The following is a 24,648-nucleotide window of genomic DNA, read 5'->3' on the forward strand; positions in this document are numbered from 1 at the left end:
TGTTGCCCGGCCTCCTGTGGATGGAGGCCGCACTGGGGATAACCCGCGGGCGCGGGCGGCCGCGGCCCGCGACGGCGGCCCGACCCGTCGGCCCCGGCGGGCACCGTGGCCCGCATGACAACCGAAACGACGATGACCCGGATCCAACTGGGGGCCATGGGCGAGGCGCTCGCCGTGGACCACCTGACGCGGGCGGGATTGCGGATCCTGCACCGCAACTGGCGCTGCCGCTACGGCGAACTCGACATCATCGCCTGCGACCGCGCCGGCACGGCGGTGTTCGTCGAGGTCAAGACCCGCACCGGCGACGGCTACGGGGGACTGGCGCACGCGGTGACCCCGCGCAAGGTCCGGCGGCTGCGCAGGCTGGCCGGGCTGTGGCTGGCCGGCCAGGACCGGCGGTGGGCGGCGATCCGCATCGACGTGATCGGCGTGCGGGTCGGACGCCGGCGCACCCCGGAGATCACCCACCTGCAAGGCGTCGGCTGATGGCGCTGGGGCGCGCGTTCTCCGTCGCGGTGCGCGGCGTGGACGGCGAGATCGTGGAGATCGAAGCCGACATCACGTCCGGACTGCCGGGCGTGCACCTGGTGGGTCTGCCCGACGCCGCGCTGCAGGAGTCGCGCGACCGGGTCCGGGCCGCGGTCACCAATTGCGGCAACGACTGGCCCATGGCGCGGCTCACGCTGGCGTTGTCGCCGGCGACGCTGCCGAAAATGGGCAGCGTGTACGACATCGCCCTGGCCGCGGCGGTGCTCTCGGCGCAGCGAAAAAACCCGTGGGACCGGCTGGAGAAGACCGTGCTGCTGGGCGAGCTTTCGCTGGACGGGCGGGTCCGGCCGGTGCGCGGGGTGCTGCCCGCCGTGCTCGCCGCCAAGCGCGACGGATGGCCGGCCGTGGTGGTCCCGGCGGACAACCTCGCCGAGGCCAGCCTGGTGGACGGCATCGACGTGTGGGGCGTGCGGACCCTGGGGCAGCTGAAGAAATGGCTCGGCGGCACCGGCGCCCTGCACAACCGGGTCAATCCGGACCGCACGCCGGAGGAGCCGGTGGTGGACCTGGTCGACGTGGTCGGCCAGACGCAGGCGCGCTTCGCGGTGGAGGTGGCCGCCGCCGGCGCGCACCACCTCATGCTCACCGGGCCGCCCGGTGTGGGCAAAACGATGCTGGCGCAACGCCTTCCGGGCCTGCTACCGCCGCTGTCGGAGAGCGAGTCGCTGGAGGTCACCGCGATCCACTCGGTGGCCGGGCTGCTGTCGGGGGACACACCGTTGATCACCCGGGCGCCGTTCGTGGCGCCCCACCACAGTTCCAGCGTGGCGGCCCTGGTCGGCGGGGGCTCCGGGATGGCGCGACCGGGCGCCGTCAGCCGGGCCCACCGCGGGGTGCTGTTCCTCGACGAGTGCGCCGAGATCCGGGTCAGCGCTTTAGAGGCCTTGCGAACACCGTTGGAGGACGGCGAGATTCGCCTCGCCCGCCGCGACGGGGTGGCGTGCTATCCGGCCCGGTTCCAGCTGGTGCTGGCCGCCAACCTGTGCCCGTGCGCGCCGGCCGATCCGCGGGACTGCATGTGCCCGGCGGCGACCAAACGCCGCTACCTGGGCAAGTTGTCCGGGCCGTTGCTGGACCGCGTGGACCTGCGGGTGCAGATGGATCCGGTGCGGGCGACGGCGTTCTCGGGTCGCGACGGCGAATCCACGGCACAGGTGCGTCAGCGGGTGGCGGCCGCCCGTGCGGCCGCCGCGCAGCGCTGGCAGCCGCACGGCTTTCGCACCAATGCCGAAGTCAGCGGGACCCTGCTGCGCCGAAAGTTCCGCCCCAGCAAAGCGGCGATGGAGCCGCTGCAAAGGGCGCTGGATCGCGGCCTGATCAGCATCCGGGGCCTCGACCGCACGCTGCGGGTCGCGTGGAGCCTGGCCGACCTGGCGGGCCGCACGTCGCCCGGGCTCGACGAGGTCGCCGCCGCACTGAGCTTTCGCCAGCCGGGGACGCAGCGGTGAGCGCCCCGACCGGCCGGCAGCGCGCGCTGCGGGCGTGGGCGTATCTGTCCCGGGTGGCCGAACCGCCCTGCGCCGGGCTCGCCGCCCTGGCGCGGCGTGTCGGCCCGGTCGAGGCGGCCGAGCGGGTCCGGCGGGGCGCGGTCGACGACGTCCTGGCCCGGCACACCGAGGCCAGGCGCGACATCGACACGTCGGCGGCCGATCTCGAGGCGATCGCCCGGCGGGGCGGCCGGTTGATCACGCCCGACGACGACGAGTGGCCGGTGCTGGCGTTCGCCGCGTTCGGCGGCGCCGAAGCACGGCGGCGCGGCGGCCCGCCGATGGTGTTGTGGGCGCAGGGGCCCGCCCGACTCGACGAGGTCGCGCAGCGGGCCGCCGCCGTGGTGGGGACGCGCGCCTCGACGGCCTATGGCGAGCAGATGGCCGCCGAACTCGCCGCCGACCTGGCGCAACGCGACGTGGCCGTCGTCTCGGGCGGTGCCTACGGCATCGACGGCGCGGCCCACCGGGCCGTGCTGGATTGCGACGGCATCACCGTGGCGGTCCTCGCGGGCGGGCTCGACGTCCCCTACCCGGCCGGTCACACCGCGCTGCTGCACCGCATCGGCCAGCAGGGGCTGTTGTTCACCGAATACGCCCCCGGCGTCCGCCCGGCCCGTCACCGGTTCCTGACCCGCAATCGCCTGGTGGCCGCCGTCTCCGGCGCGGCGGTGGTGGTGGAAGCGGGCCTGCGCAGCGGGGCGGCGAACACCGCGGCCTGGGCGCGGGCGCTGGGGCGGGTGGTGGCCGCGGTGCCCGGACCCGTTACCTCGTCGGCGTCGGCGGGTTGCCACGCGCTGCTGCGCGACGGCGCCGAGCTGGTCACCCGCGCCGAGCACATCGTCGAGTTGATCGGCCACATCGGCGAACTGGCGCCCGACGAGCCGCGGCCGGTCACGCCGTTGGACGGCCTGAGCGAGGCCGAGCGCCGGGTATACGAGGCGTTGCCGGGCCGCGGCGCCGCCACGGTCGACGAGATCGCGGTCGCGTCGGGGCTGGTGCCCGAGCAGGTGCTGGGGCCGCTGGCGATGCTCGAGCTGGCCGGGTTGGTGCAGCGCCAGGACGGGCTGTGGCGAATCGTCCGGGCGACCGCGGGCCACGCTGCGTCAACGCCGCGGCTCGTATAGTCGAGGCGGGTCGGGCGTCGGACAGGAGGACACGTGGCAGGTCGACCGCTGCAATGCTTCGAAGTTGTCGGTACCGAGCAGCTCACCCCGCACATGGTGCGGGTGGTGCTGCGGGGCAAGAATTTTGACGCCTTCGTGCCCAGCAAGTTCACCGACTCCTACGTCAAGCTGGCGTTCGTCGCCGACGACGTGGACGTCGCCGGTCTTCCCGAGCCGCTCACCCTCGACAGCTTCGCCGGTCTGCCCCCGGAGAAGAGGCCCACGGTGCGCACCCTCACCGTCCGGCACGTCGACGTCGAGGCCCGCCAGATCGCGCTGGACATCGTCGTGCACGGCGAGCACGGGACGGCCGGCCAGTGGGCGGCCACCGCCCAGCCCGGCCAGCCGATCTACCTGATGGGCCCCGGCGGCGCCTACACGCCGGACCCCGCCGCCGACTGGCACCTGCTGGCCGGCGACGAATCGGCGCTGCCGGCCATCGCCGCGGCCCTGGAGGCGTTGCCGCCCAGCGCGGTCGGGAAGGCGTTCATCGAGGTGGCGGGGCCGGAGGACGAGATCCCGCTGACCGCACCGGATGGCGTCGAGGTGCACTGGGTGTATCGCGGCGGACGCGCCGACCTGGTGCCCGAGGACCGCGCCGGCGATCACGCCCCGCTGATCGAGGCCGTCACCAGCGCCCCGTGGCTGCCGGGGCAGGTGCACGTGTTCATCCACGGCGAGGCGCAGGCGGTCATGCACAACCTGCGGCCCTACATCCGCAAGGAGCGGGGCGTGGACGCGAAATGGGCGTCGTCCATCTCGGGTTACTGGCGCCGCGGCCGCACCGAAGAGACGTTCCGCCAGTGGAAGAAAGAACTCGCCCAGTCAGAATCCGAGGCGGAGGCGGCGAACTCGTCCGCCTGACGGCTCGACTGGCATTCTCTTTTCCATGGCATTCGCGGACTACCAGAACGAGATCTACTTCAAGGGCCTGGGCGGAATCGCGCCCGCGCTGCCGATGGCCTTCGCGGAGTTGGAGGCCCGCGCCGAGCGGGCGATGTCGCCGTCGGTGTGGTCGTACGTCGCCGGCGGCGCCGGTGACGAACGCACGCAGCGGGCCAACCGGGAGGCGTTCGATCGCTGGGGCCTGATCCCGCGCATGTTCGTCGGCGCCGCCGACCGCGACCTGTCGGTCCAGATGTTCGGCCTGACCTTGCCGTCGCCGGTGTTCATGGCGCCGATCGGCGTCATCGGCATCTGCGCCCAAGACGGCCACGGCGACCTGGCCACCGCGCGCGCGGCCGCGAAAACCGGTGTGCCGATGGTGGTTTCGACGCTGACCGCCGACCCGATGGAAGACGTCGCCGCCCAGTTCGGCGATACCCCCGGCTTCTTCCAGCTGTACACGCCGAAGGATCGTGACCTGGCCGCCAGCCTCGTGCGGCGGGCCGAAGCCGCCGGCTTCCAGGGCATCATCGTCACCCTCGACACCTGGATTCCCGGGTGGCGCCCGCGCGACCTGTCCACGGCCAACTTCCCCCAATTGCGGGGGCTCTGCCTGAGCAACTACACCAGCGATCCGATCTTCCGCGCCGGCCTGCAGCGCCCGCCCGAGGAGGACCCGCAAGGCACCGTGCTGCAGTGGATCACGACCTTCGGAAACCCGTTGACCTGGGACGACCTCGAATGGCTGCGGTCGCTGACCGACCTGCCGCTGATCATCAAGGGCATCTGCCATCCCGACGACGCCCGGCGAGCCAAGGACGGCGGCGTCGACGGCATCTACTGCTCCACCCACGGTGGGCGCCAGGCCAACGGCGGCCTGCCCGCGCTGGACTGCCTGCCGGGCGTGGTCGAGGCGGCCGACGGGCTGCCCGTGCTGTTCGATTCGGGCGTGCGCAGCGGGGCCGACGTCGTCAAGGCGCTCGCGCTGGGCGCGACGGCCGTGGGTATCGGCCGGCCCTACGCCTACGGCCTGGCGCTCGGCGGCGACGACGGCATCGTGCACGTGCTGCGCTCGATCCTCGCCGAGGCGGACCTCATCATGGCCGTCGACGGCTATCCCACGCTCAAAGATCTCACCCCGGACACGCTGCGGCGCGTCGGCTAGAGCGCCCCGGGCGGCCCTGCGACCGTGGGGGAGTGCAGGCGATCCTCGAGGAGTTCGACGAATACCTGGATTTGCAGTGCCTGCGTTCGGCGCACACCCGTCGCGCCTACCTGGGCGACCTGCGCTCGCTGCTCGCGTTCGCGGCGGAGCGCGGCGCCGGCCTGGACGGGTTGAGCCTGCCGCTGCTGCGCTCGTGGTTGTCCGCCGCGGCCGCGGCCGGCGTCGCCCGCACGACACTGGCCCGGCGCACCTCGGCGGTCAAGGCGTTCACCGCCTGGGCCGTCCGGCGTGGCCTGTTGGACACGGATCCGGCCGCGCGGCTTCAGGTTCCCAAGGCGCACCGCACCCTGCCCGCGGTGCTGCGCCAGGACCAGGCCCTCGACGCCCTGGCCGCCGCCAAATCCGGTGCGCAGCAAGGTGAGCCGATGGCCCTGCGGGACCGGCTCATCGTCGAGATGCTGTATGCCACCGGGATCCGCGTCAGCGAGCTGTGCGGCCTGGACATCGACGACGTGGACACCCGGCATCGGCTGGTCCGCGTCCTGGGCAAGGGCAACAAGCAGCGCAGCGTGCCGTTCGGGGCGCCGGCCGCCGAGGCGCTCGACGCGTGGCTGGCCGACGGGCGTCCCGCCCTGGTGAACGCCGACTCAGGCCCGGCGCTGCTGCTGGGCGCGCGGGGACGCCGGATCGACGTCCGCCAGGCCCGCACGGTGGTGCACCAGACCGTCGCCGCGGTGGACGGCGCGCCGGACATGGGTCCGCACGGCCTGCGGCACAGTGCGGCCACACACCTCCTCGAAGGGGGCGCCGACCTGCGCGTCGTCCAGGAGCTGCTCGGCCATTCCAGCCTGGCGACCACGCAGCTCTACACCCACGTCGCGGTGTCCCGGCTGCGCGCCGTGCACGACCAAGCCCACCCCCGCGCCTGAGCGCCGCCGCGGCCCGGGCGACGGGCCGGCGTCGTCACACGTCGCGTCGCACCAGTCCCATCGGCCACACCAGGCGCTGGCGGAGGGCGCACTGCGAGTGCCCACCTCCGAGCGACAACACGTTTTCGCAGGTCATGGGCCCGCCCGAGATTGTCGCTCGGAGGTGGGCGCAACGCCTGTCCACCCGCGCAGCGACGCGTGTGGCGCCTGTTACCCATGTTGCGCGGCGTCGCCCGGCGGCCGCAGCGGCTTGAGCCGGATCGGCGTCGACCTCAGCAGGCCCAGCGGATCGACATAGTGGGCCCCCGACGCCGGACCCCACATCGCGCCCCAGTGCAAACACGCCGCGACCCGGCACCCCGGGTGGCCGGCCATCAACGTCCCGATCACGGTCCCGGCCGCCACCGACTGCCCGGCCCGCACGGCCGCCCGCACCGGCTCGTAGCTGGTGCGCAAGCCCCCGGGATGCGCCAGCGACACCACCGGCCGCCCCACCAGCAGCCCGGCGAAGACCACGGTGGCCGCGCCCGCCGCGTACACCGGCTGACCGGCGGCGCCGGCCAGGTCCACACCGCGGTGGCCGGGATGCCAATCCTGCACGGGGGCATCGAACGCCCGGGTGACGGCCGGCGGCGGGCGCAACGGCCAGTCCAGGCGATCGTCGTCGGCCGCCGCCGGCGCCGCGCTGACCAGGGCCGCACCCAACGTCAGCGCCATCCACCGCATCCAGGCAGTTCAGCGCGGCCCGCCCGGCCACGCCACCCGGCCGCACCGGCACTGTGGACGGCGACGCCGCCTGGGGAAGCGTGGCAAAAGCACCCGCCGAACCGGTGTAAACTGCTGGTCGCAGCTCGTCCGCGGGCTGACTTCGCGCGTCCGCATCGCGTCTCCGGTTCCACGAGGAGAACGCAATCGCGTGCCGGGCGGTCCCGACCGGATTTTCCGGACGGGTCCGGCATCGCAGCAGGCGCCAGGGCCCGGCTTCACCCGATGCCAGGCGACAACCGACACAAGTAAGGCACAACCATGGCCGTCGTAACCATGAAGCAGCTGCTCGACAGCGGCACCCACTTCGGGCACCAGACCCGCCGGTGGAATCCCAAGATGAAGCGGTTCATCTTCACCGACCGCAACGGCATCTACATCATCGACCTGCAGCAGACGCTGACCTTCATCGACCAGGCGTACGAGTTCGTCAAGGAGACCGTCGCCCACGGCGGCACCGTCCTGTTCGTCGGCACCAAGAAGCAGGCGCAGGAATCCGTCGCCGCCGAGGCGACCCGCGTCGGCATGCCCTACGTCAACCAGCGCTGGCTGGGCGGCATGCTGACCAACTTCTCCACCGTGCACAAGCGGCTGCAGCGCCTCAAGGAGCTCGAGGCGATGGAGCAGACCGGTGGCTTCGAGGGCCGCACCAAGAAGGAAATCTTGATGCTGACCCGCGAGAAGAACAAGCTGGACCGCAGCCTTGGCGGTATCCGCGACATGGCCAAGGTGCCGTCGGCCATCTGGGTCGTCGACACCAACAAGGAGCACATCGCCGTCGGCGAGGCCCGCAAGCTCGGCATCCCGGTCATCGCGATCCTGGACACCAACTGCGACCCCGACGAGGTCGACTACCCGATCCCGGGCAACGACGACGCGATCCGGTCGGCCGCGTTGCTGACCAAGGTCATCGCCTCCGCCGTCGCCGAGGGCCTGCAGGCCCGCGCCGGGGTCGGCCGCGGCGACGGCAAGCCCGAGGCCGAGGCCGCCGAGCCGCTGCCCGAATGGGAGCAGGAACTGCTCGCCTCCGCCGCTGCCAGCGCCCCCACCGACGCCGCTGCGGGCACCCCCGAACCAACCACCACTGAATCCTCCTAGGAAGGCTGAACATTGGCGAACTTCACCGCTGCCGACGTCAAGCGGCTTCGGGAACTCACCGGTGCCGGCATGCTCGACTGCAAGAACGCGCTGGCCGAAAGCGACGGCGACTTCGACAAGGCCGTCGAGGCGCTCCGGATCAAGGGCGCCAAGGACGTCGGCAAGCGCGCCGAGCGGGCGACGGCCGAGGGTCTGGTCGCCACCCAGGGCGGCGCGCTCATCGAGTTGAACAGCGAGACCGACTTCGTGGCCAAGAACGCGGAGTTCCAGGCGCTGGCCGACCAGATCGTGGCCGCGGCCGTGTCGTCGAAGGCCGCCGACGTCGACGCGCTCAAGGCTTCTTCTATTGACCAAACCTCGGGTACCAAGACCGTCGAGCAGGCGATCGCCGAGCTGTCGGCCAAGATCGGCGAGAAGTTGGAGCTGCGCCGGGTCGCGAACTTCGACGGCACCGTCGAGGCGTACCTGCACCGGCGGGCGGCGGACCTGCCCCCGGCGGTGGGCGTGCTGGTCGAGTACCAGGGCTCCGACAAGGAGGCCGCGCACGCGGTCGCCCTGCAGATCGCCGCGCTCAAGGCCCGCTACCTGTCCCGCGACGACGTGCCCGAGGACGTGGTGGCCAGCGAGCGCCGCATCGCCGAGGAAACCGCCAAGGCGGAGGGCAAGCCGGAGCAGGCCCTGCCCAAGATCGTCGAGGGCCGGTTGAACGGCTTCTTCAAGGACGCCGTGCTGCTCGAGCAGCCGTCGGTGTCCGACAGCAAGAAGACGGTCAAGGCCCTGCTCGACGACGCCGGTGTGACGGTGACGCGGTTCGTGCGCTTCGAGGTGGGTCAGGCGTAGCCGGCGCGCGTGAGCGGCTAGCGTCACTGCTATGCGGCACGTGCACGCGTTCGGCGACGACGCCCTCGGCGATCTCGACGCGGTCGGGCTCGCCGAGGCCATCCGCTCCGGACGCGTCGGCAGGGCCGAGGCGGTCGAGGCGGCGATCGCCCGCACCGAAGCCGTCGACCCGGCCCTGAACGGGTTGGCGTACGCGGGTTTTCGGCAAGCGCGTGCGGCCGCCGAGCAGGCGGCCGACGGCTATTTTTCCGGCGTCCCGACGTTCATCAAGGACAACGTCGACGTCGCCGGGCAGCCCACGATGCACGGCACCGACGCGTGGACACGCCGCGACGCCGTCGCCGACAGCGTGTTCACGAAGCTGTACCTGGCCACCGGGATGACCTCGCTGGGCAAGACGCAGCTCTCGGAATTCGGTTTCAGCGCGTCGGCCGAACACCCGCGGCTGGGCCCGGTCCGCAACCCGTGGGACACCGAATACAGCGCCGGCGCATCCTCATCGGGGTCGGGCGCCTTCGTCGCCGCCGGTGTGGTGCCGATCGCGCACGCCAACGACGGCGGCGGCTCGATCCGCATCCCGGCGTCCTGCAACGGGCTCGTCGGCCTCAAACCGTCGCGCGGGCGGTTGCCCCTGGACGCGGTGCTGCGCCGGATGCCGGTCGGCGTCGTCGTCAACGGCGTGGTGACCCGTTCGGTGCGCGACACCGCGGCGTTCTACCGGGAGGCCGAGCGGATCTGGCGTAACCCCAAGCTGGCCCCGGTCGGGGACGTCACCGGGCCCGGCCGGCAGCGGCTGCGGATCGCGGTGTTGACCCGCTCGATCCAGCGCGAGTGCAGCCCCGCGGTGCGGGAGCTGACGCTGAAATCCGCGGGCCTGCTCGAAGAGCTGGGCCACCGCGTCGAACACGTCGACGAACCGCCGGTGGCGGCCAGTTTCGTCGACGACTTCGTGCTGTATTGGGGATTTTTGGCGCTGGCCCAGGTGCGCGGCGGACGGCACATGTTCGGCGAGACGTTCGACCGCGCCAAGCTCGACTGCCTGACGCTGGGCCTCATGCGACACACCGGCCGCCACCTGCACCGGCTCCCGGCGGCGATCATGCGCCTGCGCGGGGCGCGGCGGCGCACCGCGCGGTTCTACGGCACCTACGACGCGGTGCTCACGCCGACCCTGGCCGACGAGACGCCCCGCATCGGGTTCCTGGCGCCGACCGACTATCAGCAGGTCATCAACCGGCTGATCGAGTGGGTGTCGTTCACCCCGCTGCACAACGTGACCGGCGAACCGGCGATGTCGCTGCCGTTGGCCCAATCCGCCCACGGCATGCCGGTCGGCATGATGCTGTCGACCGGTATGGGGCAGGAGTCGCTGCTGCTCGAACTCGCCTACGAACTCGAAGAGGCCCGGCCGTGGGCGCGGATCCAGGCCGGGTGATCAGGCCTGCTCGTCGGACCCGAGTTTTTCGAGCATCCTTTTGAATTCGCGCTGCTGCGTCTCGGTGAGCTTGCTCAGGATCCGGGCGTCGGCGCCGCGCACCGCCGCTTCGGCGCGCTTGAGCAGGGCGCGGCCCGCGCCGGTCAGGTTGGCCGGCAGCGCCCGCCCCGACGACACCGACGAAGGCCGCTCCACCGCACCGACGTCCTCCAGCTTGCGCAGCACCGTGTTCATCGCCTGCGGGGTGACGCCCGCGTGGCGGGACAGCTCGGCGCTCGACATCCCCGGGTGCATCGAAAGGATGCGCAGGCAAACGAATTCGGGCAGGGCCAGGTCCAACGGACTCAGCACCGCGGCAACCTCCGGCCGCAACACCGTCCCCACCCGGTACAGCAGATAGCCAAGCGGGGCGTCGTCCTGATTCATGTCAACCATGTTGACATATGTCCGCCTGGTCACGGCGCACATTTCCCGGACCGCGATTGCCCGGCCCGCAACGGGGTAACCGACCGGCGGTAACAGGTTTCCCGCACCGCTTTTGGCGCACGAGGAGGTTCGATGCCGAAGACGACGAAAGGCGGAGCGCCCAAGAAGAGCGAACTGCCCAGCACTTTGCGGCGTTCCGACGCCAAAGCGCAACGCACGTTCGCGAAATCCCACGACGCGGCCGCCGACCAGTACGGCAGCGAGGAACGGGCCCACCGGGTGGCTTACGCCGCCGTCAAGCACAGTTTCGAAAAGGTCGGCGACCACTGGGAACCCAAGGAGAAGAAGGGGCCGTCCGACGAGCGCGCCGAGCGTGGCGGGCTGCGACCGTCCGGCGAGTCGGCCGAGGGCGTCGACGCCAACGCCAGCAAAAAGCATCTGCTCGACGTGGCGCGCCGGCTCGAAGTTCCGGGCCGATCGACGATGAACAAAGCGGAGTTGGTCGACGCGATCAAGAAGCACAATCGCCGCGTCCGCGGACGCTGAGCGGGAATCGCCAACTCCCCGCGGTCCTTTGCGTTCGCGTGCGCACCGCGGCGATGCGGCGCCGTTTGCCGCCCGAGTCCGCGGGTACGTGACTGCCCGTGGTCGCGAAGCGTTCGCGCACAGACGACACCAGGGAGCAGTGACATGAGCGAGCCGGATTCCGTCATCCACAATCTGCGCGACACGCTCAACAACGAGCCCGGTCTCGCGGATCGGCTCGAGCGGTCTTTGCAAAAGGCGCGCGGGCGGGCCGAATCCGAGCTGAACCCGGAGCTGTACGAGGCGCTCGAGTGGCCGCGCGACATCGGCGAGTACGAGGCCTACCTGAAGCGCTTCCTCCGATGGGTGCCCCACGAGTCGGACGCGGACGCCTGGAAGAACGAAAAGCGGCAGGCTCAAGAGGTCAGCGATCGCATGGCGCACTTCTACTTCCTGGTCGACCAGGGCGACGAGCCGGCCCAGGGCTCCGGTGTCTTTCGGGAATGGCTGACGGACTTCGCCCGGCAGTGGGGGAATTTCCTGGACACGCCGGAGTCGTTCAGCCCCGAAGCCCTGCAGTCGTTCATCGACAACGCGCCGGAGTACCGCATCCATGAGTCGCTGGTCGACGGCGTCCCGAACGCGCCCAGCGGATGGCTGACCGCCAACCAATTCATCGCGCGGGAAATCAACGGAGGGCTGCGCCCGATCGCCGAGCCGACCACCAACCTGGTGGTGACCTCACCGGCCGACTGCAAATACCAGCACGCCTACGACATCGCTGCCGACTCGAGCATCCCCGCCACCACCGTCAAGAACGAAAAGTACGGCAACATCAAGCAACTCATCGAGGGAAGCCAATACAGCGAGAGCTTCGCCCGCGGCACCTTCGTGCATTACATGCTGCCGGTGCATGCCTACCACCGCTATCACCTGCCCGCCGCGGGACTGGTCGAGGAGTCCTTCCGGATCAACGGGAAAGTCTTCATGCGGGTGGGCCTGGAAGAACACGAGTTCGCCTCCAGCGACAGCGCCAGCAGCGGGTACGAGTTCTCCCAGACCCGCGGCGTGGTCACCGTCGACACCTCGCAATCGGATTGCGGCGACATCGGCATCGTGGCGGTCATCCCGGTGGGCATGGCCCACGTGTCGTCGGTCGTCCTCACCGCGGTGCCCGGCAAACACATGGCCAAGGGGGAGGAGTTCGGGTACTTCCAGTTCGGCGGCTCGGACATCATCATCCTCTTCCAGGAGGGCGTCGATCCCCAGCTGGACACCAGTGAGGAGTTCCGGCTGGTCGGTTCGCCGGTGGCGCGCTGCGCCGCGCCGCGAAACCCGCAGTGAGGGTGATTATTACGCCGCCCAAGGGGTAAAAGCCCTGCCTGCGGGGGGCAAGACGGCTTCTCCGACGGTGCGGATCGAGCCGTTCGAGGTCGCCTCGGTCGATCGTTTGTGGGGCTATCAGTCGGGGTAGTCAGCCGCAATGGCCGGTCTCCTGGGGCGACTGTGGCTCACAGCGTGGCACAAGGTGCTGTCCTCGCCCCTCCTCACGCTCAACGGCTACGTCGCCTTCGACTTGCCGCGCACCGTAACCGCGTTGGGCACATCGCTGCTCATGGGCCTGGTGGCGGTGCACGCCTACCTGGCGGCCACCCGGCCCGGCCTGCCGCTGTATTTCTGGGTGTATCTGGCCGCGCTGATCGCCGCCTGCCTGGTCGTGGCCGCAGCGATGGCGTTTGCCGCCAAACCCCTTGTGCCGCAAGCGGGCTGGTACGCCGGGAGCCTGGTGTGCGCGGCCTTTTTGGTGATCTATCTGGTCAGCCGGTTTGTCAGCCTGCCGGGTCTGGTGGCGGTGACCGGGCGGTGGGACCTGGCCCCGGGAACGTTTGCCATGGCGTTCGCCGGGGCCTTCATCGCCGTGCACACCACCGTCCTGTCCGGCATCAACGTGGCGTATCCGCAACGACAGAACTGGCGCGACTGAACGGTGACGACATGACAGTGCTCGACTATCCGGCGTGGCTGCGCATCGACCACTGGCTCAATGTCCTTTTTCTGACGCTGGTGATCCGCAGCGGCATCGAGATCCTGTCCACGCACCCGAAGCTGTACTGGCACGACGACAGCAGGCCCGGCAGCGAGTGGGCGCGCTTCACGGTCAAGGAAATGCCGGTCAACAAGCTCTACGACACCCTCGACGAGGAGGAGGACTACAGCTCGCTGTTCTCGTTGCCCGGCCACAAGAAACTCGGCATGGGCCGCCACTGGCACTTCTTCTCGGTGATCGGCTGGATCCTCGTCGGCCTCTCGTATTACATCCTGCTGTTCGCCACCGGGCAGTGGCACCGGTACTGGCCGGCGTCGTGGTCGATCTTCGGTGAGGCGTGGAACGACATCGTCACCTACATGAGTTTCAACCTGCCGCCGCTGCTGCCGGGCGAGCCACTGGATGCCATCCAGAAGCTGACCTACGCCGGGGTCATCTTCGTGCTGGCGCCGTTCCAGATCCTGACGGGCGCCGCGCAGTCACCGGCCATCGAGGCCGCGTTCCCCTGGTATGTGCGCATGTGGGGCGGCCGGCAATGGGCGCGCAGCCTGCACTTCCTCGGCCTGATCGCGTTTGTGGTGTTCATCGTCATCCACCTGTCGATGATCTTCTTCTGGAGTTGGGGCCAGCTCACCGCGTCGATGATCTTCGGTTCCGTGCGCAACATCGGTTGGGCCACCGCCCTGTCGCTGGTGATCATCGCGGCCATCGTCGCCGTCCACGTCGCGGCGACGGTGTGGAGCCTGCGCCGGCCCGTTCAGGTACGCCGCGTGCTCGGCGCCGTGGTCACCCGCGCCCGCAAAATCCTGTTGCGGCCGCTGAATTCGAGGCAGAACTACCCCGAGCGGATGACGTCCAAGGAGCACCGGGTCAACGGCAAGCCGCCGACCAGCGCCGAGTACAAGGTGATGGCCGTGCACAACTTCGTCGATTGGCGCGTGCGGGTGGGCGGGCTGGTGGAAAACCCGGTGACGCTGGACCTCGACGCGCTGCGCGGCCTGGCCGAGCAGCAATCGCAACGCGTGATGCACAACTGCGTGCAGGGGTGGACCAGCATCGGCCAGTGGAGCGGAATTCCGCTGGCCCAACTCGCCGATCATGTGCGTCCGCTCCCGCAGGCGAAGTACATCTGCTTTTTGACCATGCAGGACACCGGCCGCGACGAGCCCAGCGCGGAGGGGGAGGGCCAGTTCTACGAGGTGATCGATCTCGAACTCGCCTACAAGCCACAGACGTTGCTGGCCTACGAGATGAACGGGAAGCCGCTGCCCATCAAGCACGGGGCGCCGCTGCGGCTGCGGGTGGAGACCCAGGTCGGTTTCAAGATGGCGAAGTGGATCAACCAGATCGAGTTCATCGACGACTACTCCGGCATCGGCCACGGCCTTGGGGGCTGGCGCGAGGACAACGTCCACTACGACAAGGACGTGGAGATCTGACATGCCCGACCCTTCGGCAACGCGTCCCGAGCTGATCGACCTGCAAAGCGTTGAGCGCGAACGAGTTTCAGAGCTGGTGGCCGTCAAGGGCGGACACTGTGCCGGCTGCGGCGGCAGGGACTTCGCCGTCGGGCACGCGCTGTATCTCGGGTTCTTGTTCCTCGACGAGGACGACGACGCCTTCATGGTGGCGTTGACGTGCCGCAACGACGACTGTCCGGCCCCGCGCACCGGAATCGTGTTGGCCGCCAACGAGTTTTTGTCCGACTACCGGGAGATCTCCGACGTCGAGGACATCGCGAGCCGCGCCAGGGCGAGACAGGCTAGCGCAACGTGGGGTGGCTCGGGGTATCGGTGAACCGCGGCCGGGCGAGATCGAACCTCTCGATCAACTCCGACACGGAACGCAGGTCGTCACACAGGGATTGGAACCGTCGTTCGGCGGGCTCGTCGAGCACGCCCAGGCAGCTGTAGTGCACCAGCCGGCGGAACCTCCCGGCGAGCGCTGCCCCCCAACGGATCCCGAAGTCGTAGGCCTGCCCTTCGGGCACGTCGTCGAGCCGCGCGAGCTCTTTGAGCGCCGCGATCTGCTCCTCGAGCAGCTCGAAGTCGTCATCGATGCCGATCGGCTCCGGTCGCCGCGCTGTCGTGCTCATCTGCCCTCCCTCACAGCCGTGGCTTCGCCACGCTGATCACGTGGGGCTGGCCGCGCAGGGTCAGATACACCCGCTTGGGGCCGATCGCCATCCCGGACAGCGGCGCCGAAGCGACCGGGCCCGACGGCAATCCCGCCCGGTAGTCGAGGGTGCGGATCACCCGGATGGTCCCGTTCGGAAAGCCGGTGAAGCTCGCGGTTTCCAGCACCGTCACGTCGCGGTCGGTGGCCGCGTAGATGCGCGTGTCGTCGGTGCCCAGATAGCGAATCGGCGACGACAGCTGGGTTCGGGCCAGCACCTCGAGCCCGTCCCCGCCGCGACGCGAGTCGACCGCGTACAGCACCTTGTCGTCGCGCCCGGCCACATAGCTGCGGGTGACCTGGGTTCCGTCGCCCGCCCACACGGCGACGGCCATCGGAAGCGAGCCGCGTTCTTCGGGCGGCGACGTGGGCCCCTTGTAATAGCGGATGCCCGAGGCGCCGTAGAGGTGGTACTCGATTTGCCGCCCGCGGTTGGACCCGTCGATCGTGTCGGCCGGGTCCCCGGCGTAGGTGGCCGTCGGCAGCTTGCGGAACCCGTACTGGTCCACCGGCGTCACCGACGAACCGTCCGCGGCGAGCGCCAGCAACACCCGCATGCCGGCGTCCTCGGCGAGGTAGGAAGGCGCGGGGCCGGCGTCGATTTCGGCGACCGGCCGCAGGGTCGCGATGTCGACGACGGCGACCTTGCCGCGCTCCGGCTGCGGCACGAAGACGTGGCGGTCGTCCTTCTGGCTGATCTGCAGGTTGCGCCCGGACCCCATCGGGGCCGACAGCCGGGTATGGGCGGTGCCCGGCCCGGCGTAGCCGATCGCGGCCAGCCGGTGATCGTCGGTGAGGCCCATCAACTCGTGGTCGTGATAGGACCAGACCGGGTCATGCAGGGCCGCGTCGATGGTCGCCACGCTGACCGCCGGCGCGCTCTCCAGCGAGGACCCGGGGGCCGAACATCCCGCTACCGCCACGACTCCGGCGGCCGCCGCGACCGACCATCGTCGCAACCTTCGCCGCTGACCGCTCCCGATGGCCACGATCGGTGCCATCCTTTCGCCGTTTCGCCCGTCCGGGCTGTACCCCGGCGGGCGGCCCGTTACACCTGCGAGAGGGCGCGACGGGATCGCCGCCTACAGAATCGGCCGCCCGCCCGTGACGGCCACCCGCGCCCCGGAGATGTAGCTCGCGTCGTCGGAGGCCAGCAGCACGTAGAGCGGGGCGAGTTCGGCGGGCTGGCCGGCACGCCCCAGCGGCACGTTGTCGCCGAAGGATTTCACGCTGTCCGGCGGCATCGTCGACGGGATCAGCGGCGTCCAAATCGGACCCGGCGCCACGCTGTTGACCCGAATCCCCTTCTCGCCCAACAGCTGAGCCAAGCTGGCGGAGAAATTGGCGATCGCCGCCTTGGTCGCGGCGTAGGGCGCCAGGGTCGGATTGGGGCTGTCGGAGTTCACCGACGAGCTGCCGATGATCGACGAGCCGGCGTTCAGGTAGGGCAGGGCCGCCTTGGCGAGGTAGAAATACGCGCCCACGTTGAGCCGGAAGGTGTAATCCCACTCCTCGTCGCTGATCTCGTCCAGGCTCTTGCGCATCATCTGATACGCGGCGTTGTTGACCAGGATGTCCACGCCGCCCAATTCCTGCACCGCCCGGTCCACGACGGCGCGGCAGTGGGCGGCGTCGGAGAGGTCACCGGGCATCAGCACGCACTTGCGTCCGGCGTTGGTGACGTAGCGGGCCACGTCGCGCGCGTCGTCGTCCTCGTTGAGGTACGCGATCAGCACGTCGGCGCCCTCGCGCGCGAAGGCGATCGCGACCGCACGCCCGATGCCGCTGTCGCCGCCGGTGATGATCGCCTTTTTGCCGAGGAGTTTTCCCGAGCCCTGGTAAGTGTTTTCACCACAATCGGGAATTGGATCCATCTCGGCCTGCACGCCCGGGACGGATTGTTGTTGCGCGGTAAAGCCCATCTGATTTCCTTTGCCTCGCTCGAAAGTTGGCCATGCATTGGAGAAGCGGGCCCGGGCAAACGCCCGCGCCGCTTCCCGCTTTACGATTCGCGACGGGTCGGGCCGGCGGTCGGAACGTCCGGATCGTCGTCGGCCGGCGGCTCCGGGTCCCGCCACTCCTCGCTACGGCTGGACCGATTGCCGCGGACCGTGCCTTCCAGTTCGTGCTTGAGCTCGTCGTCTTCCCGTGAGCTGTGCTTGGAGTTGCCACGTTGCACGCGATCGCCCCCTTCGCGGATGTCTCGGCCTGTGCTCAGAACGCCTTCGCGCACCGGTTACCCGGCGGCGCACGGCTTAATCGGGGCGCGCGGCGGGTGTTAGCGGTGATGCGGGTGTTGTGTTCTGTTACCAAAGATGTCGTCGGCGAAAACACCCGCATTTCACCAGCTAATGGACCCGATTATTGGCGTGCGGCGCGGGTAGATGTTTAAAGCCGGAGCCGCATGGCTATTTCGCTGCGTATATCTGCATGCCCTTGACGGGGGGCGTTTGTGTGCGACGAAAGGAATGAAGAATGAAGGTCACCAAGACGGCCATTAAGACAGTTGCCGCCGCCGGGATTGCGGCCGCGGGCGTTTTCGCCGCGGCGCCGGCTTTGGCTTCGCCGCCGCCCAACATTCAGGGATTCGGCACCAGCGAACAGCTCGTGGACGGCGCCCTGATCACTAATTACACCGTGAGCAACCTGCAGCCGAGCAATGTCACCATCCCGGGCTACACGCCCAAGGGCACGCTCTACCAGGCGGACATCAGCGCCCGGTCGGAGGCCGGCCTCGTGACCCCGATGGTCAACGACTTCATCGCCCGCGGACCCAACGGTCAGAATTACCGGGTGATCGACAAGGTCGGGACCCCGAACGGGCTCAGCCCCGCGCCGATCCCGCAGGGCAGCGAGTCGACCGGCACGCTGTACTTCGACGTGACCGGCGCGCCCCCCAACGGCGTCGTCTACAACGACGGCATGCAAGACGTCCTGATCTGGACGTCGAACATGGAGGGCGGCTCCGCGTCCGGGACGATCAACAGCCCGGCGCCCGGCGCGCCGAACAGCCCGGCACCCGGTGCCCCGCCGGCGCCGGCGCCCAGCGCCTGATCCGGCCGGCAAAACTCCCCGCACCCCCGTGGTGCGGGGAGTTTTTGCGTCCCGACGAATCGGGCGCGGGTGAACCGGGTACCCGGCATTCATGAGTAACCCGGACCACAGGCCGGCGAGCGTGCGCAAACAAGCGCAACGCAACGCCGAGCGAACGCGAGCGGCGATGGACGAGCGGCGCAGCGAACACAGCGGCGGGCTGAGCGGCTGGGTCGCCGAGCGCGCCGGCCGCTGGGATCTGTCCGGCCAGGACGAGGCTGCCCTGCAGCGACAGAAGTATTTGTGGAATGTGCTGGTGGACTATTGGTTTCGGATGGAGATCGACGGCTGGGAGAACATTCCGGAAGCACCGCCGGCGCTGCTGGTCGGGATCCACTCCGGGGCCCCGTTCGTGTGGGACGCCTGGACGGTTGGTCTGCAATGGTGGCGACGGTTCGGCCAGGACCGGCCGCTGCACGGCACCGCCCATGACGCGTTGATGGCAATCCCGTTGTTCGGGCGCTACTTCCGGTCGATGGGGGTGCTCCCGGCCGCCCCGGACGCGATCGCCACCGCCCTGGCCGAAGGGCGTGACGTCGCGCTGTGGCCGGGTGGGGAAGTGGACTCGCTGCGCCCATGGACGGAGCGCGATCGGGCCAACCTCGCCGGGCGGACGGGCTTCGTCAAGATGGCGATCCGGGCCGGGGTGCCGATCGTGCCCATCGCCACCGTCGGCGGGGCCGACGCGATGCCCGTGCTGATCCGCGGCGACCGGCTGTCAAAAGCCTTGCAACTGGACCGGTTACTGCGGCTCAAGGTGTTCCCGCTGGCGATCTCGCTGCCGTGGGGGATCGCCCCGGCGGCGCTGCCCCAACTGCCGCTGCCGGCCAAGATCAGGACGCGCTTCATGCCCGCCGTGGAACTCGACCGCGACCCCGCGCGGGCGGACGACGAGGAATACATCGACCGCAAATACCACGAAGTGCAGGATTCCATCCAGGAGGGCATGGACGCGCTGGCGCGCAAGCGCGCCTTCCCGTTCTTCGGGTGACGGCCGCGAAAACCGTTGCGGCCACGTCGATGAGGGCGTCGTGGATCAGGTTGCCCGCGTGGGTGTCAGCGCCGGATCGGCGAGCACCCACTCCGGTTGCGGGGGCGTGGGCGCCCGGTAACCGACCCCGCGGACGGTGCCGATCATGAATTCGTGCCGGGTGCCGAGCTTGGCGCGCAGTCGCCGGATGTGGACGTCGACCGTGCGGGCCCGGCTGTTGCTGTCATAGCCGCACGCCTCCCGCATCAATCGGGTGCGCGTGAAGGCCTGGCCGGCATGCAGCACAAGGAAACTCAGCAATCTGAACTCGGTCAGGGTCAGAGTCAGGTCGTGGCCGTCCAGCGACGCGGTGAAGCTCGCCGGGTGCAGGCGGAGGTCGCCGAACTTCAAGATGCCGTCGGCGGTGCCGCGGCGGCGGCCGACCGCCAGCCGCAACCGCGCCCGCAGCTCGTCCGCGCCGGTGCCGGGCAGCATCACGTCGTCGAAATTGCCATCGGTGTCGACCGCGGCGCAATCCGCCGGCCTCACCAGGGCCACCACCGCGGTAGCGGGATTCTGCGCCGCCAGTCGGCGGCTAACCGCCTGGGCCGCAGGCATGTTGCTGCGCGCGTCGACGATCGCCACGTCGGCGGTGGCGCAATGACCGTCGGTGTGGGCGGTCAGCGCCACGCGCGCCGGGAGCGCGAACGTGGTCAAATCCGGTAAGGCCGATTCGAAATCAGCCTCGTCGGTGAGCAGCACAATGTCCATCGACCTGTCCAACGACATCTCCAAACCTCGTGAGGTCCCTGCGTTCCCCCCGGTCCGTAGGCGCCTCCCGCGAGATGTCTGGCAGCGCTAGGGCTGTTTACCCACTCGGCCGAAAACTATGCAAAGCTATGCAAACTCAGGCCGGCGCGCTGGAGAAAGTCGATGGGCCCGGCCCATTTTCATGGACCGGACCCATCTTTCCCATCAAGCTACTGGTTGGACTTCTGGCGCTCCTCGGCCGCCTCGGCGCCGCCACGCGCGGCTTCCGCCTCGGCTTCCTTCTTCGCCGCGTCACGCTGCGCTTCGGCCTTGTCCTGCTGCGCCTGGCCTTCACGGGTCAGGTCATCGCGACCGGCCACCGCGCCTACGGCCTCCTTGGCCTTACCCTTGACGTCCTCGACGACGCCCTTCACCGCTTCAGCGGGTCCCGACTTGTTTTCTTCCGCCATGGATCCGTTCCTCCTCGTTGGCGTACTGTGAGCGATCCACGCTCAACGATCGCGAGCGATCGATCCGGTCATACGGCGAACCCGGTCCTCATTGCTCGAGACCGCATATGTCACCGCGTTGTAGCGGGTTCCCCTGCCGTCGGCGGCTCAAACGCAGCGCCGGGCGTCGGAACATTCGGTACCGGCAGGCTCGAAAATCGCTCCCGCACGCCAACTGTGCGCATAATGCACCCCACCGACGCCCCGTTGTGCTGCGATGAGGCAGGATGTGAAATGCCGTTCCGGATGAGATCGCCCGGGATGGCACTCTCATGCGAGGAGTCTGATGACGGAGTCCAGGGAGCCCCACGTCGCCGGCCCGGCGGCTCCGAGGCAGGAGCCCACGAACGGACTGGCTTCCGGCCAGGCGCTGACCCGGGCCAGGTATTCGCGAGTGCTACTCAAGCTCGGCGGCGAAATGTTCGGCGGCGGGCAGGTCGGCTTGGATCCCGACGTCGTGGCGCTGGTGGCGCAGCAGATCGCCGAGGTGGTCCGCGGCGGCGTCCAGGTCGCCGTCGTGATCGGCGGGGGCAACTTCTTCCGGGGGGCGCAGCTGCAGCAGCGCGGCATGGAACGCACCCGTTCGGACTACATGGGCATGCTGGGCACCGTCATGAACAGCCTCGCGCTGCAAGACTTTCTGGAGAAGGAAGGCATCGTCACCCGCGTCCAGACCGCGATCACCATGGGTCAGGTCGCCGAGCCCTACCTGCCCCTGCGCGCCGTACGCCACCTGGAAAAGGGGCGCGTGGTGATCTTCGGTGCCGGCATGGGCCTGCCGTACTTCTCCACCGACACCACCGCCGCACAGCGGGCGCTCGAGATCGGCGCCGAGGTGGTGTTGATGGCCAAGGCCGTCGATGGCGTCTTCTCCGCGGACCCGCGGCAGTATCCCGAGGCCGAGCTGATCACCGCGATCAGTCATCGCGAGGTCATCGACCGCGGGCTACGAGTGGCCGATGCCACCGCATTCAGCCTGTGCATGGACAATGGCATGCCGATCCTGGTGTTCAACCTGCTGACCAATGGCAATATCGCCCGGGCGGTCGCTGGTGAGAAAATCGGGACTCTGGTCACCACCTGATGAGGAGCGGCGCAGATGATTGACGAGGCTCTCTTCGACGCTGAAGAGAAAATGGAGAAGGCGGTAGCGGTCGCCCGCGACGACTTGTCGACCATCCGGACCGGGCGCGCCAATCCCGGCATGTTCTCGCGGATCGTGATCGATTACTACGGCGCCGCCACCCCCATCACGCAGCTGGCGAGCATCAACGTCCCCGAGGCGCGCCTGGTGGTGATCAAGCCCTACGAGGCGAGCCAGGTGGGCGCGATCGAGACGGCGATCCGCAACTCCGACCTGGGCGTGAATCCCACCAACGACGGCACCCTGATCCGCGTGGCGGTCCCGCAGCTCACCGAGGAACGCCGCCGCGAGCTGGTCAAACAGGCCAAGAGCAAGGGGGAGGACGCCAAGGTCTCGGTGCGCAACATCCGCCGCAAGGCGATGGAGGAGCTGCACCGCATCCGCAAGGACGGCGAGGCCGGCGAGGACGAGGTCGGCCGGGCCGAAAAGGACCTGGACAAGACCACGCACCAGTACACCACCCAGATCGAAGAGTTGGTCAAGCACAAAGAAGGCGAGCTGCTGGAGGTCTAGCGACCACTCGGCAGCTAAGTTGACTCAGGCCCGTGGCTACCCCAGATCCCGGCGCAGGCACCCCGCCCGACGAGCCCGGCGCCGCAGCCCAGCCGGAGCCTGCGTTCACGGCGATGCCGCCGCCCGCGAAGAAGACCTCGCGGGCCGGCCGCGACCTGCGCGCCGCGATCGCGGTGGGCGCCGGTATCGGCGGCGCTTTGGTCGTCACGCTGGTGTTCGCCCCCCGCTTCTGGGTCCCGATCGTCGCGATGGCCATCCTGGTCGCCACCCACGAGGTGGTGCGGCGGCTGCGTGAAGCCGGATTCGTCATTCCGGTCATCCCGTTGCTGGCCGGCGGGCAGCTCACGGTGTGGCTGACCTGGCCGTTCCACGCCGCCGGCGCGCTGGCGGGCTTCGGCGTCACCGTGGTGGCGTGCCTGTTTTGGCGATTGTTCATGCAGGACAACCGCACACCGCCCGAACCCGCCGGTGGGTCCCCGTCGCCGTCCTACCTGCGCGACGCGTCCGCCACAATTTTCCTGGCCGCGTGGGTGCCGCTGTTCGCGTCCTTTGCCGCGTTGCTGGTGTATCCCGCCGACGGCGCGGGGCGGGTGTTCTGCCTGATGATCACGGTGGTCGCGTCGGACGTGGGCGGCTACGCCGTCGGCGTGTTGTTCGGCAAGCACCCGATGGTCCCGGCGATCAGCCCGAAGAAGTCCTGGGAGGGGCTCGCCGGTTCGCTCGTCCTGGGCATCACCGCGGCGACCCTGACCGCGACCTTCCTCGCCGGCAAACCGCCGTGGGTGGGCGCGCTGCTGGGTCTGGTGCTCGTTTTGACCTGCACGCTCGGCGATCTGGTGGAATCGCAGATCAAGCGCGACCTCGGCATCAAGGACATGGGCCGGCTGCTGCCCGGCCACGGCGGACTGATGGACCGCCTCGACGGCGTCCTGCCGTCGGCGGTCGCGGCGTGGACGGTGCTGACGCTCGTTCCCTAGGTCGGCCCGACGTGACCGATACTGGACAGGTCATGGTCCAACAACTGGTGTTCTCCGAGCCGCGACCCGGCAAGCCGCCGCGGCACCTGGCCGATCTCGACGCGGACGGCCGCGCCGCCGCCGTCGCCGAGCTGGGGCTGCCGGCCTTTCGCGCCAAGCAGCTGGCGCATCAGTACTACGGGCGGCTGATCGCCGACCCGCGGCAGATGACCGACCTGCCGGCCGGGCTGCGCGACGCGATCGCCGACACGATGTTCCCGATCCTGCTCACCGCGGTCTCCGAGGTGGCCTGCGACGCCGGCGAGACGCGAAAGACGTTGTGGCGGGCCCTCGATGGGGTCACCGTGGAGTCGGTGTTGATGCGCTATCCGCAGCGCAACACGGTGTGCATCTCGTCGCAGGCCGGCTGCGGCATGGCGTGTCCGTTCTGTGCGACGGGCCAGGGCGGGTTGAGCCGCAACCTGTCGACGGCCGAGATCCTCGAGCAGGTGCGCGCCGCCGCCGCGGTGCTGCGCGACGACTTCGGCCCGCCCAGTCAGCGGCTGTCCAACGTGGTCTTCATGGGCATGGGGGAGCCGTTGGCCAACTACGCCCGGGTGGTCGCCGCGGTGCGGCGCATCATCGCCGCGCCGCCCCACGGGTTCGGCATTTCGGCCCGTTCGGTGACGGTGTCGACGGTCGGCCTGGCGCCCGCGATCCGCAAACTCGCCGACGAAGGGCTCGCGGTGACCCTGGCGCTGTCGCTGCACGCGCCCGACGACGAACTGCGCGACACGCTGGTGCCGGTCAACAACCGGTGGAAGATCGCCGAGGCGCTCGACGCCGCACGGTATTACGCCGACGTCACCGGCCGGCGGGTATCGGTGGAGTACGCGCTGATCCGTGACGTCAACGACCAGCCGTGGCGGGCGGACCTGTTGGGGCAGCGGCTGCATCGCGCGCTGGGGCCGTTGGTGCACGTCAACCTGATCCCGCTGAACCCGACGCCGGGCAGCGAGTGGGATGCGAGCCCGAAGGCGGTCGAGCGCGAGTTCGTGCGGCGGGTCCGCGCCAAGGGCGTGTCCTGCACGGTCCGCGACACCCGCGGCCGGGAGATCAGCGCCGCGTGCGGCCAGCTGGCCTTCGAGAACCGGTAGCTCGCTGGGGGCGGATGAACCGGACTACGGGCTGTCCCGTCGAGTAAGGCATGACTCCAGT

Annotated in this window: 27 protein-coding genes and 1 pseudogene; 20 read left to right on the top strand and 8 right to left on the bottom strand. The window is 69.6% G+C overall.

The annotated features are described in order from the left end of the window. Positions 1-114: 114 nt before the first annotated feature. From QGN30_RS10160 to QGN30_RS10185, 6 genes are read left to right on the top strand one after another with little or no spacing between them, the layout of a single operon-like run. On the top strand, positions 115-489 hold the full coding sequence (locus QGN30_RS10160) for a YraN family protein (protein ID WP_043955203.1): 375 nt from the start codon (positions 115-117) through the stop codon (positions 487-489). Then, positions 489-2,000: a YifB family Mg chelatase-like AAA ATPase gene (locus QGN30_RS10165; RefSeq protein ID WP_014380692.1), complete on the top strand. Its 1,512-nt coding sequence runs from the start codon at positions 489-491 to the stop codon at positions 1,998-2,000. The genes QGN30_RS10160 and QGN30_RS10165 overlap by 1 nt, the downstream gene beginning before the upstream one ends. A 26-nt stretch (positions 2,001-2,026) precedes the next feature. Beyond that, the gene (dprA, locus tag QGN30_RS10170; protein WP_179293495.1) at positions 2,027-3,166 is read left to right on the top strand and encodes a DNA-processing protein DprA; all 1,140 of its coding nucleotides are present in this window, start codon (positions 2,027-2,029) and stop codon (positions 3,164-3,166) included. A gap of 33 nt (positions 3,167-3,199) precedes the next feature. Continuing rightward, positions 3,200-4,069: a siderophore-interacting protein gene (locus tag QGN30_RS10175; RefSeq protein ID WP_008258817.1), complete on the top strand. Its 870-nt coding sequence runs from the start codon at positions 3,200-3,202 to the stop codon at positions 4,067-4,069. A 25-nt stretch (positions 4,070-4,094) separates the two neighbouring features. Then, on the top strand, positions 4,095-5,255 hold the full coding sequence (locus QGN30_RS10180) for a lactate 2-monooxygenase (RefSeq protein ID WP_014385459.1): 1,161 nt from the start codon (positions 4,095-4,097) through the stop codon (positions 5,253-5,255). Positions 5,256-5,287: 32 nt separating this feature from the next. Continuing rightward, positions 5,288-6,184 carry a tyrosine recombinase XerC gene (locus QGN30_RS10185; protein ID WP_014380689.1) on the top strand — a complete coding sequence of 299 codons (897 nt, stop codon included), beginning with the start codon at positions 5,288-5,290 and terminating at the stop codon, positions 6,182-6,184. A 231-nt stretch (positions 6,185-6,415) separates the two neighbouring features. Here QGN30_RS10185 and QGN30_RS10190 read toward each other — a convergent pair. Then, a pseudogene (locus QGN30_RS10190) lies at positions 6,416-6,877 on the bottom strand (M23 family metallopeptidase); the annotation flags it as partial. A gap of 333 nt (positions 6,878-7,210) precedes the next feature. On the opposite strand from QGN30_RS10190, the gene rpsB reads away from it, so the two are divergent. The 3 genes from rpsB to QGN30_RS10205 are packed head-to-tail and all read left to right on the top strand — an operon-like array spanning position 7,211 to position 10,322. Next, positions 7,211-8,047: a 30S ribosomal protein S2 gene (rpsB, locus tag QGN30_RS10195; protein ID WP_008258810.1), complete on the top strand. Its 837-nt coding sequence runs from the start codon at positions 7,211-7,213 to the stop codon at positions 8,045-8,047. A 12-nt stretch (positions 8,048-8,059) separates the two neighbouring features. Further along, entirely contained in the window at positions 8,060-8,887 is an 828-nt protein-coding gene (gene tsf / locus QGN30_RS10200) for a translation elongation factor Ts (protein ID WP_008258809.1), read from the top strand. 31 nt (positions 8,888-8,918) lie between these two features. After that, positions 8,919-10,322: an amidase gene (locus tag QGN30_RS10205; RefSeq protein WP_248923166.1), complete on the top strand. Its 1,404-nt coding sequence runs from the start codon at positions 8,919-8,921 to the stop codon at positions 10,320-10,322. Here QGN30_RS10205 and QGN30_RS10210 read toward each other — a convergent pair whose 3' ends face one another. Next, positions 10,323-10,748: a MarR family winged helix-turn-helix transcriptional regulator gene (locus tag QGN30_RS10210; RefSeq protein ID WP_008258807.1), complete on the bottom strand. Its 426-nt coding sequence runs from the start codon at positions 10,746-10,748 to the stop codon at positions 10,323-10,325. It abuts the gene before it with no gap. Between the two features lie 132 nt (positions 10,749-10,880). Here QGN30_RS10210 and QGN30_RS10215 point away from each other — a divergent pair, with 132 nt between their 5' ends. The 5 genes from QGN30_RS10215 to QGN30_RS10235 all read left to right on the top strand — a co-directional run bounded on the left by QGN30_RS10215 (position 10,881) and on the right by QGN30_RS10235 (position 15,117). Then, entirely contained in the window at positions 10,881-11,294 is a 414-nt protein-coding gene (locus tag QGN30_RS10215) for a ChaB family protein (protein ID WP_014385455.1), read from the top strand. A gap of 144 nt (positions 11,295-11,438) precedes the next feature. After that, complete coding sequence (locus tag QGN30_RS10220; RefSeq protein ID WP_225346129.1) at positions 11,439-12,617, top strand: phosphatidylserine decarboxylase; 1,179 nt, start codon at positions 11,439-11,441, stop codon at positions 12,615-12,617. Between the two features lie 139 nt (positions 12,618-12,756). Beyond that, positions 12,757-13,257, top strand: a complete 501-nt coding sequence (locus QGN30_RS10225) for an oxidoreductase (protein ID WP_248923165.1) — start codon at positions 12,757-12,759, stop codon at positions 13,255-13,257. An 11-nt stretch (positions 13,258-13,268) separates the two neighbouring features. Next, entirely contained in the window at positions 13,269-14,759 is a 1,491-nt protein-coding gene (locus QGN30_RS10230) for a molybdopterin-dependent oxidoreductase (protein WP_014380685.1), read from the top strand. 1 nt (position 14,760) lies between these two features. Beyond that, entirely contained in the window at positions 14,761-15,117 is a 357-nt protein-coding gene (locus QGN30_RS10235) for a hypothetical protein (protein ID WP_009952693.1), read from the top strand. On the opposite strand, the gene QGN30_RS10240 is transcribed toward QGN30_RS10235, so the two are convergent. The 4 genes from QGN30_RS10240 to QGN30_RS10255 form a co-directional block, all read right to left on the bottom strand. Next, positions 15,083-15,415, bottom strand: a complete 333-nt coding sequence (locus QGN30_RS10240) for a hypothetical protein (protein ID WP_014385451.1) — start codon at positions 15,413-15,415, stop codon at positions 15,083-15,085. The genes QGN30_RS10235 and QGN30_RS10240 overlap by 35 nt on opposite strands. 10 nt (positions 15,416-15,425) lie before the next feature. Further along, positions 15,426-16,496, bottom strand: coding sequence for a hypothetical protein (locus QGN30_RS10245; protein ID WP_038536985.1), 1,071 nt, complete (start codon positions 16,494-16,496; stop codon positions 15,426-15,428). Between the two features lie 81 nt (positions 16,497-16,577). Beyond that, the gene (locus QGN30_RS10250; protein WP_038536982.1) at positions 16,578-17,417 is read right to left on the bottom strand and encodes an SDR family oxidoreductase; all 840 of its coding nucleotides are present in this window, start codon (positions 17,415-17,417) and stop codon (positions 16,578-16,580) included. Positions 17,418-17,497: 80 nt separating this feature from the next. Then, positions 17,498-17,674: a hypothetical protein gene (locus QGN30_RS10255; RefSeq protein ID WP_020188525.1), complete on the bottom strand. Its 177-nt coding sequence runs from the start codon at positions 17,672-17,674 to the stop codon at positions 17,498-17,500. 296 nt (positions 17,675-17,970) lie between these two features. Between QGN30_RS10255 and QGN30_RS10260 the strand changes: the two genes are divergently transcribed. Together QGN30_RS10260 and QGN30_RS10265 are read left to right on the top strand one after the other, a co-directional pair. Then, on the top strand, positions 17,971-18,549 hold the full coding sequence (locus QGN30_RS10260) for an MPT63 family protein (RefSeq protein WP_008258797.1): 579 nt from the start codon (positions 17,971-17,973) through the stop codon (positions 18,547-18,549). Positions 18,550-18,640: 91 nt separating this feature from the next. Next, positions 18,641-19,579 (top strand): lysophospholipid acyltransferase family protein, encoded by a 939-nt coding sequence (locus QGN30_RS10265; RefSeq protein WP_248923164.1) that lies wholly within the window; start codon positions 18,641-18,643, stop codon positions 19,577-19,579. 45 nt (positions 19,580-19,624) lie between these two features. On the opposite strand, the gene QGN30_RS10270 is transcribed toward QGN30_RS10265, so the two are convergent. Together QGN30_RS10270 and mbp1 are read right to left on the bottom strand one after the other, a co-directional pair. Then, a complete protein-coding gene (locus QGN30_RS10270; RefSeq protein ID WP_038536979.1) occupies positions 19,625-20,347 on the bottom strand; it encodes a winged helix-turn-helix transcriptional regulator in 723 nt (240 codons plus the stop codon). A 191-nt stretch (positions 20,348-20,538) separates the two neighbouring features. Further along, positions 20,539-20,778 (bottom strand): microaggregate-binding protein 1, encoded by a 240-nt coding sequence (gene mbp1 / locus QGN30_RS10275; protein WP_008258793.1) that lies wholly within the window; start codon positions 20,776-20,778, stop codon positions 20,539-20,541. 325 nt (positions 20,779-21,103) lie between these two features. On the opposite strand from mbp1, the gene pyrH reads away from it, so the two are divergent. The 4 genes from pyrH to rlmN are packed head-to-tail and all read left to right on the top strand — an operon-like array spanning position 21,104 to position 24,587. Further along, on the top strand, positions 21,104-21,901 hold the full coding sequence (gene pyrH / locus QGN30_RS10280; protein ID WP_014712070.1) for a UMP kinase: 798 nt from the start codon (positions 21,104-21,106) through the stop codon (positions 21,899-21,901). A gap of 15 nt (positions 21,902-21,916) precedes the next feature. Further along, on the top strand, positions 21,917-22,474 hold the full coding sequence (gene frr, locus QGN30_RS10285) for a ribosome recycling factor (protein WP_008258791.1): 558 nt from the start codon (positions 21,917-21,919) through the stop codon (positions 22,472-22,474). A 32-nt stretch (positions 22,475-22,506) separates the two neighbouring features. Next, on the top strand, positions 22,507-23,451 hold the full coding sequence (locus QGN30_RS10290; protein WP_036429090.1) for a phosphatidate cytidylyltransferase: 945 nt from the start codon (positions 22,507-22,509) through the stop codon (positions 23,449-23,451). Positions 23,452-23,483: 32 nt separating this feature from the next. Continuing rightward, entirely contained in the window at positions 23,484-24,587 is a 1,104-nt protein-coding gene (gene rlmN, locus QGN30_RS10295) for a 23S rRNA (adenine(2503)-C(2))-methyltransferase RlmN (protein WP_008258789.1), read from the top strand. The last annotated feature ends 61 nt before the right edge of the window (positions 24,588-24,648 follow it).

It is taken from the genome of Mycobacterium sp. 3-98, from assembly GCF_035918355.1.
GTDB lineage: Bacteria > Actinomycetota > Actinomycetes > Mycobacteriales > Mycobacteriaceae > Mycobacterium > Mycobacterium intracellulare.

Excerpts from the sequence above, each read along its gene's own strand:
- QGN30_RS10260 (WP_008258797.1), top strand. The coding sequence starts at position 17,971 with ATGAAGGTCACCAAGACGGCCATTAAGACAGTTGCCGCCGCCGGGATT.
- QGN30_RS10220 (WP_225346129.1), top strand. The coding sequence starts at position 11,439 with ATGAGCGAGCCGGATTCCGTCATCCACAATCTGCGCGACACGCTCAAC.
- rlmN (WP_008258789.1), top strand. The coding sequence starts at position 23,484 with ATGGTCCAACAACTGGTGTTCTCCGAGCCGCGACCCGGCAAGCCGCCG.
- QGN30_RS10160 (WP_043955203.1), top strand. The coding sequence starts at position 115 with ATGACAACCGAAACGACGATGACCCGGATCCAACTGGGGGCCATGGGC.
- QGN30_RS10225 (WP_248923165.1), top strand. The coding sequence starts at position 12,757 with ATGGCCGGTCTCCTGGGGCGACTGTGGCTCACAGCGTGGCACAAGGTG.
- QGN30_RS10230 (WP_014380685.1), top strand. The coding sequence starts at position 13,269 with ATGACAGTGCTCGACTATCCGGCGTGGCTGCGCATCGACCACTGGCTC.
- QGN30_RS10235 (WP_009952693.1), top strand. The coding sequence starts at position 14,761 with ATGCCCGACCCTTCGGCAACGCGTCCCGAGCTGATCGACCTGCAAAGC.
- rpsB (WP_008258810.1), top strand. The coding sequence starts at position 7,211 with ATGGCCGTCGTAACCATGAAGCAGCTGCTCGACAGCGGCACCCACTTC.
- mbp1 (WP_008258793.1), bottom strand. The coding sequence starts at position 20,778 with ATGGCGGAAGAAAACAAGTCGGGACCCGCTGAAGCGGTGAAGGGCGTC.
- QGN30_RS10250 (WP_038536982.1), bottom strand. The coding sequence starts at position 17,417 with ATGGGCTTTACCGCGCAACAACAATCCGTCCCGGGCGTGCAGGCCGAG.
- QGN30_RS10270 (WP_038536979.1), bottom strand. The coding sequence starts at position 20,347 with ATGTCGTTGGACAGGTCGATGGACATTGTGCTGCTCACCGACGAGGCT.
- pyrH (WP_014712070.1), top strand. The coding sequence starts at position 21,104 with ATGACGGAGTCCAGGGAGCCCCACGTCGCCGGCCCGGCGGCTCCGAGG.
- QGN30_RS10240 (WP_014385451.1), bottom strand. The coding sequence starts at position 15,415 with ATGAGCACGACAGCGCGGCGACCGGAGCCGATCGGCATCGATGACGAC.
- QGN30_RS10180 (WP_014385459.1), top strand. The coding sequence starts at position 4,095 with ATGGCATTCGCGGACTACCAGAACGAGATCTACTTCAAGGGCCTGGGC.
- frr (WP_008258791.1), top strand. The coding sequence starts at position 21,917 with ATGATTGACGAGGCTCTCTTCGACGCTGAAGAGAAAATGGAGAAGGCG.
- QGN30_RS10245 (WP_038536985.1), bottom strand. The coding sequence starts at position 16,496 with ATGGCACCGATCGTGGCCATCGGGAGCGGTCAGCGGCGAAGGTTGCGA.
- QGN30_RS10210 (WP_008258807.1), bottom strand. The coding sequence starts at position 10,748 with ATGAATCAGGACGACGCCCCGCTTGGCTATCTGCTGTACCGGGTGGGG.
- QGN30_RS10265 (WP_248923164.1), top strand. The coding sequence starts at position 18,641 with ATGAGTAACCCGGACCACAGGCCGGCGAGCGTGCGCAAACAAGCGCAA.
- QGN30_RS10205 (WP_248923166.1), top strand. The coding sequence starts at position 8,919 with ATGCGGCACGTGCACGCGTTCGGCGACGACGCCCTCGGCGATCTCGAC.
- QGN30_RS10165 (WP_014380692.1), top strand. The coding sequence starts at position 489 with ATGGCGCTGGGGCGCGCGTTCTCCGTCGCGGTGCGCGGCGTGGACGGC.
- QGN30_RS10215 (WP_014385455.1), top strand. The coding sequence starts at position 10,881 with ATGCCGAAGACGACGAAAGGCGGAGCGCCCAAGAAGAGCGAACTGCCC.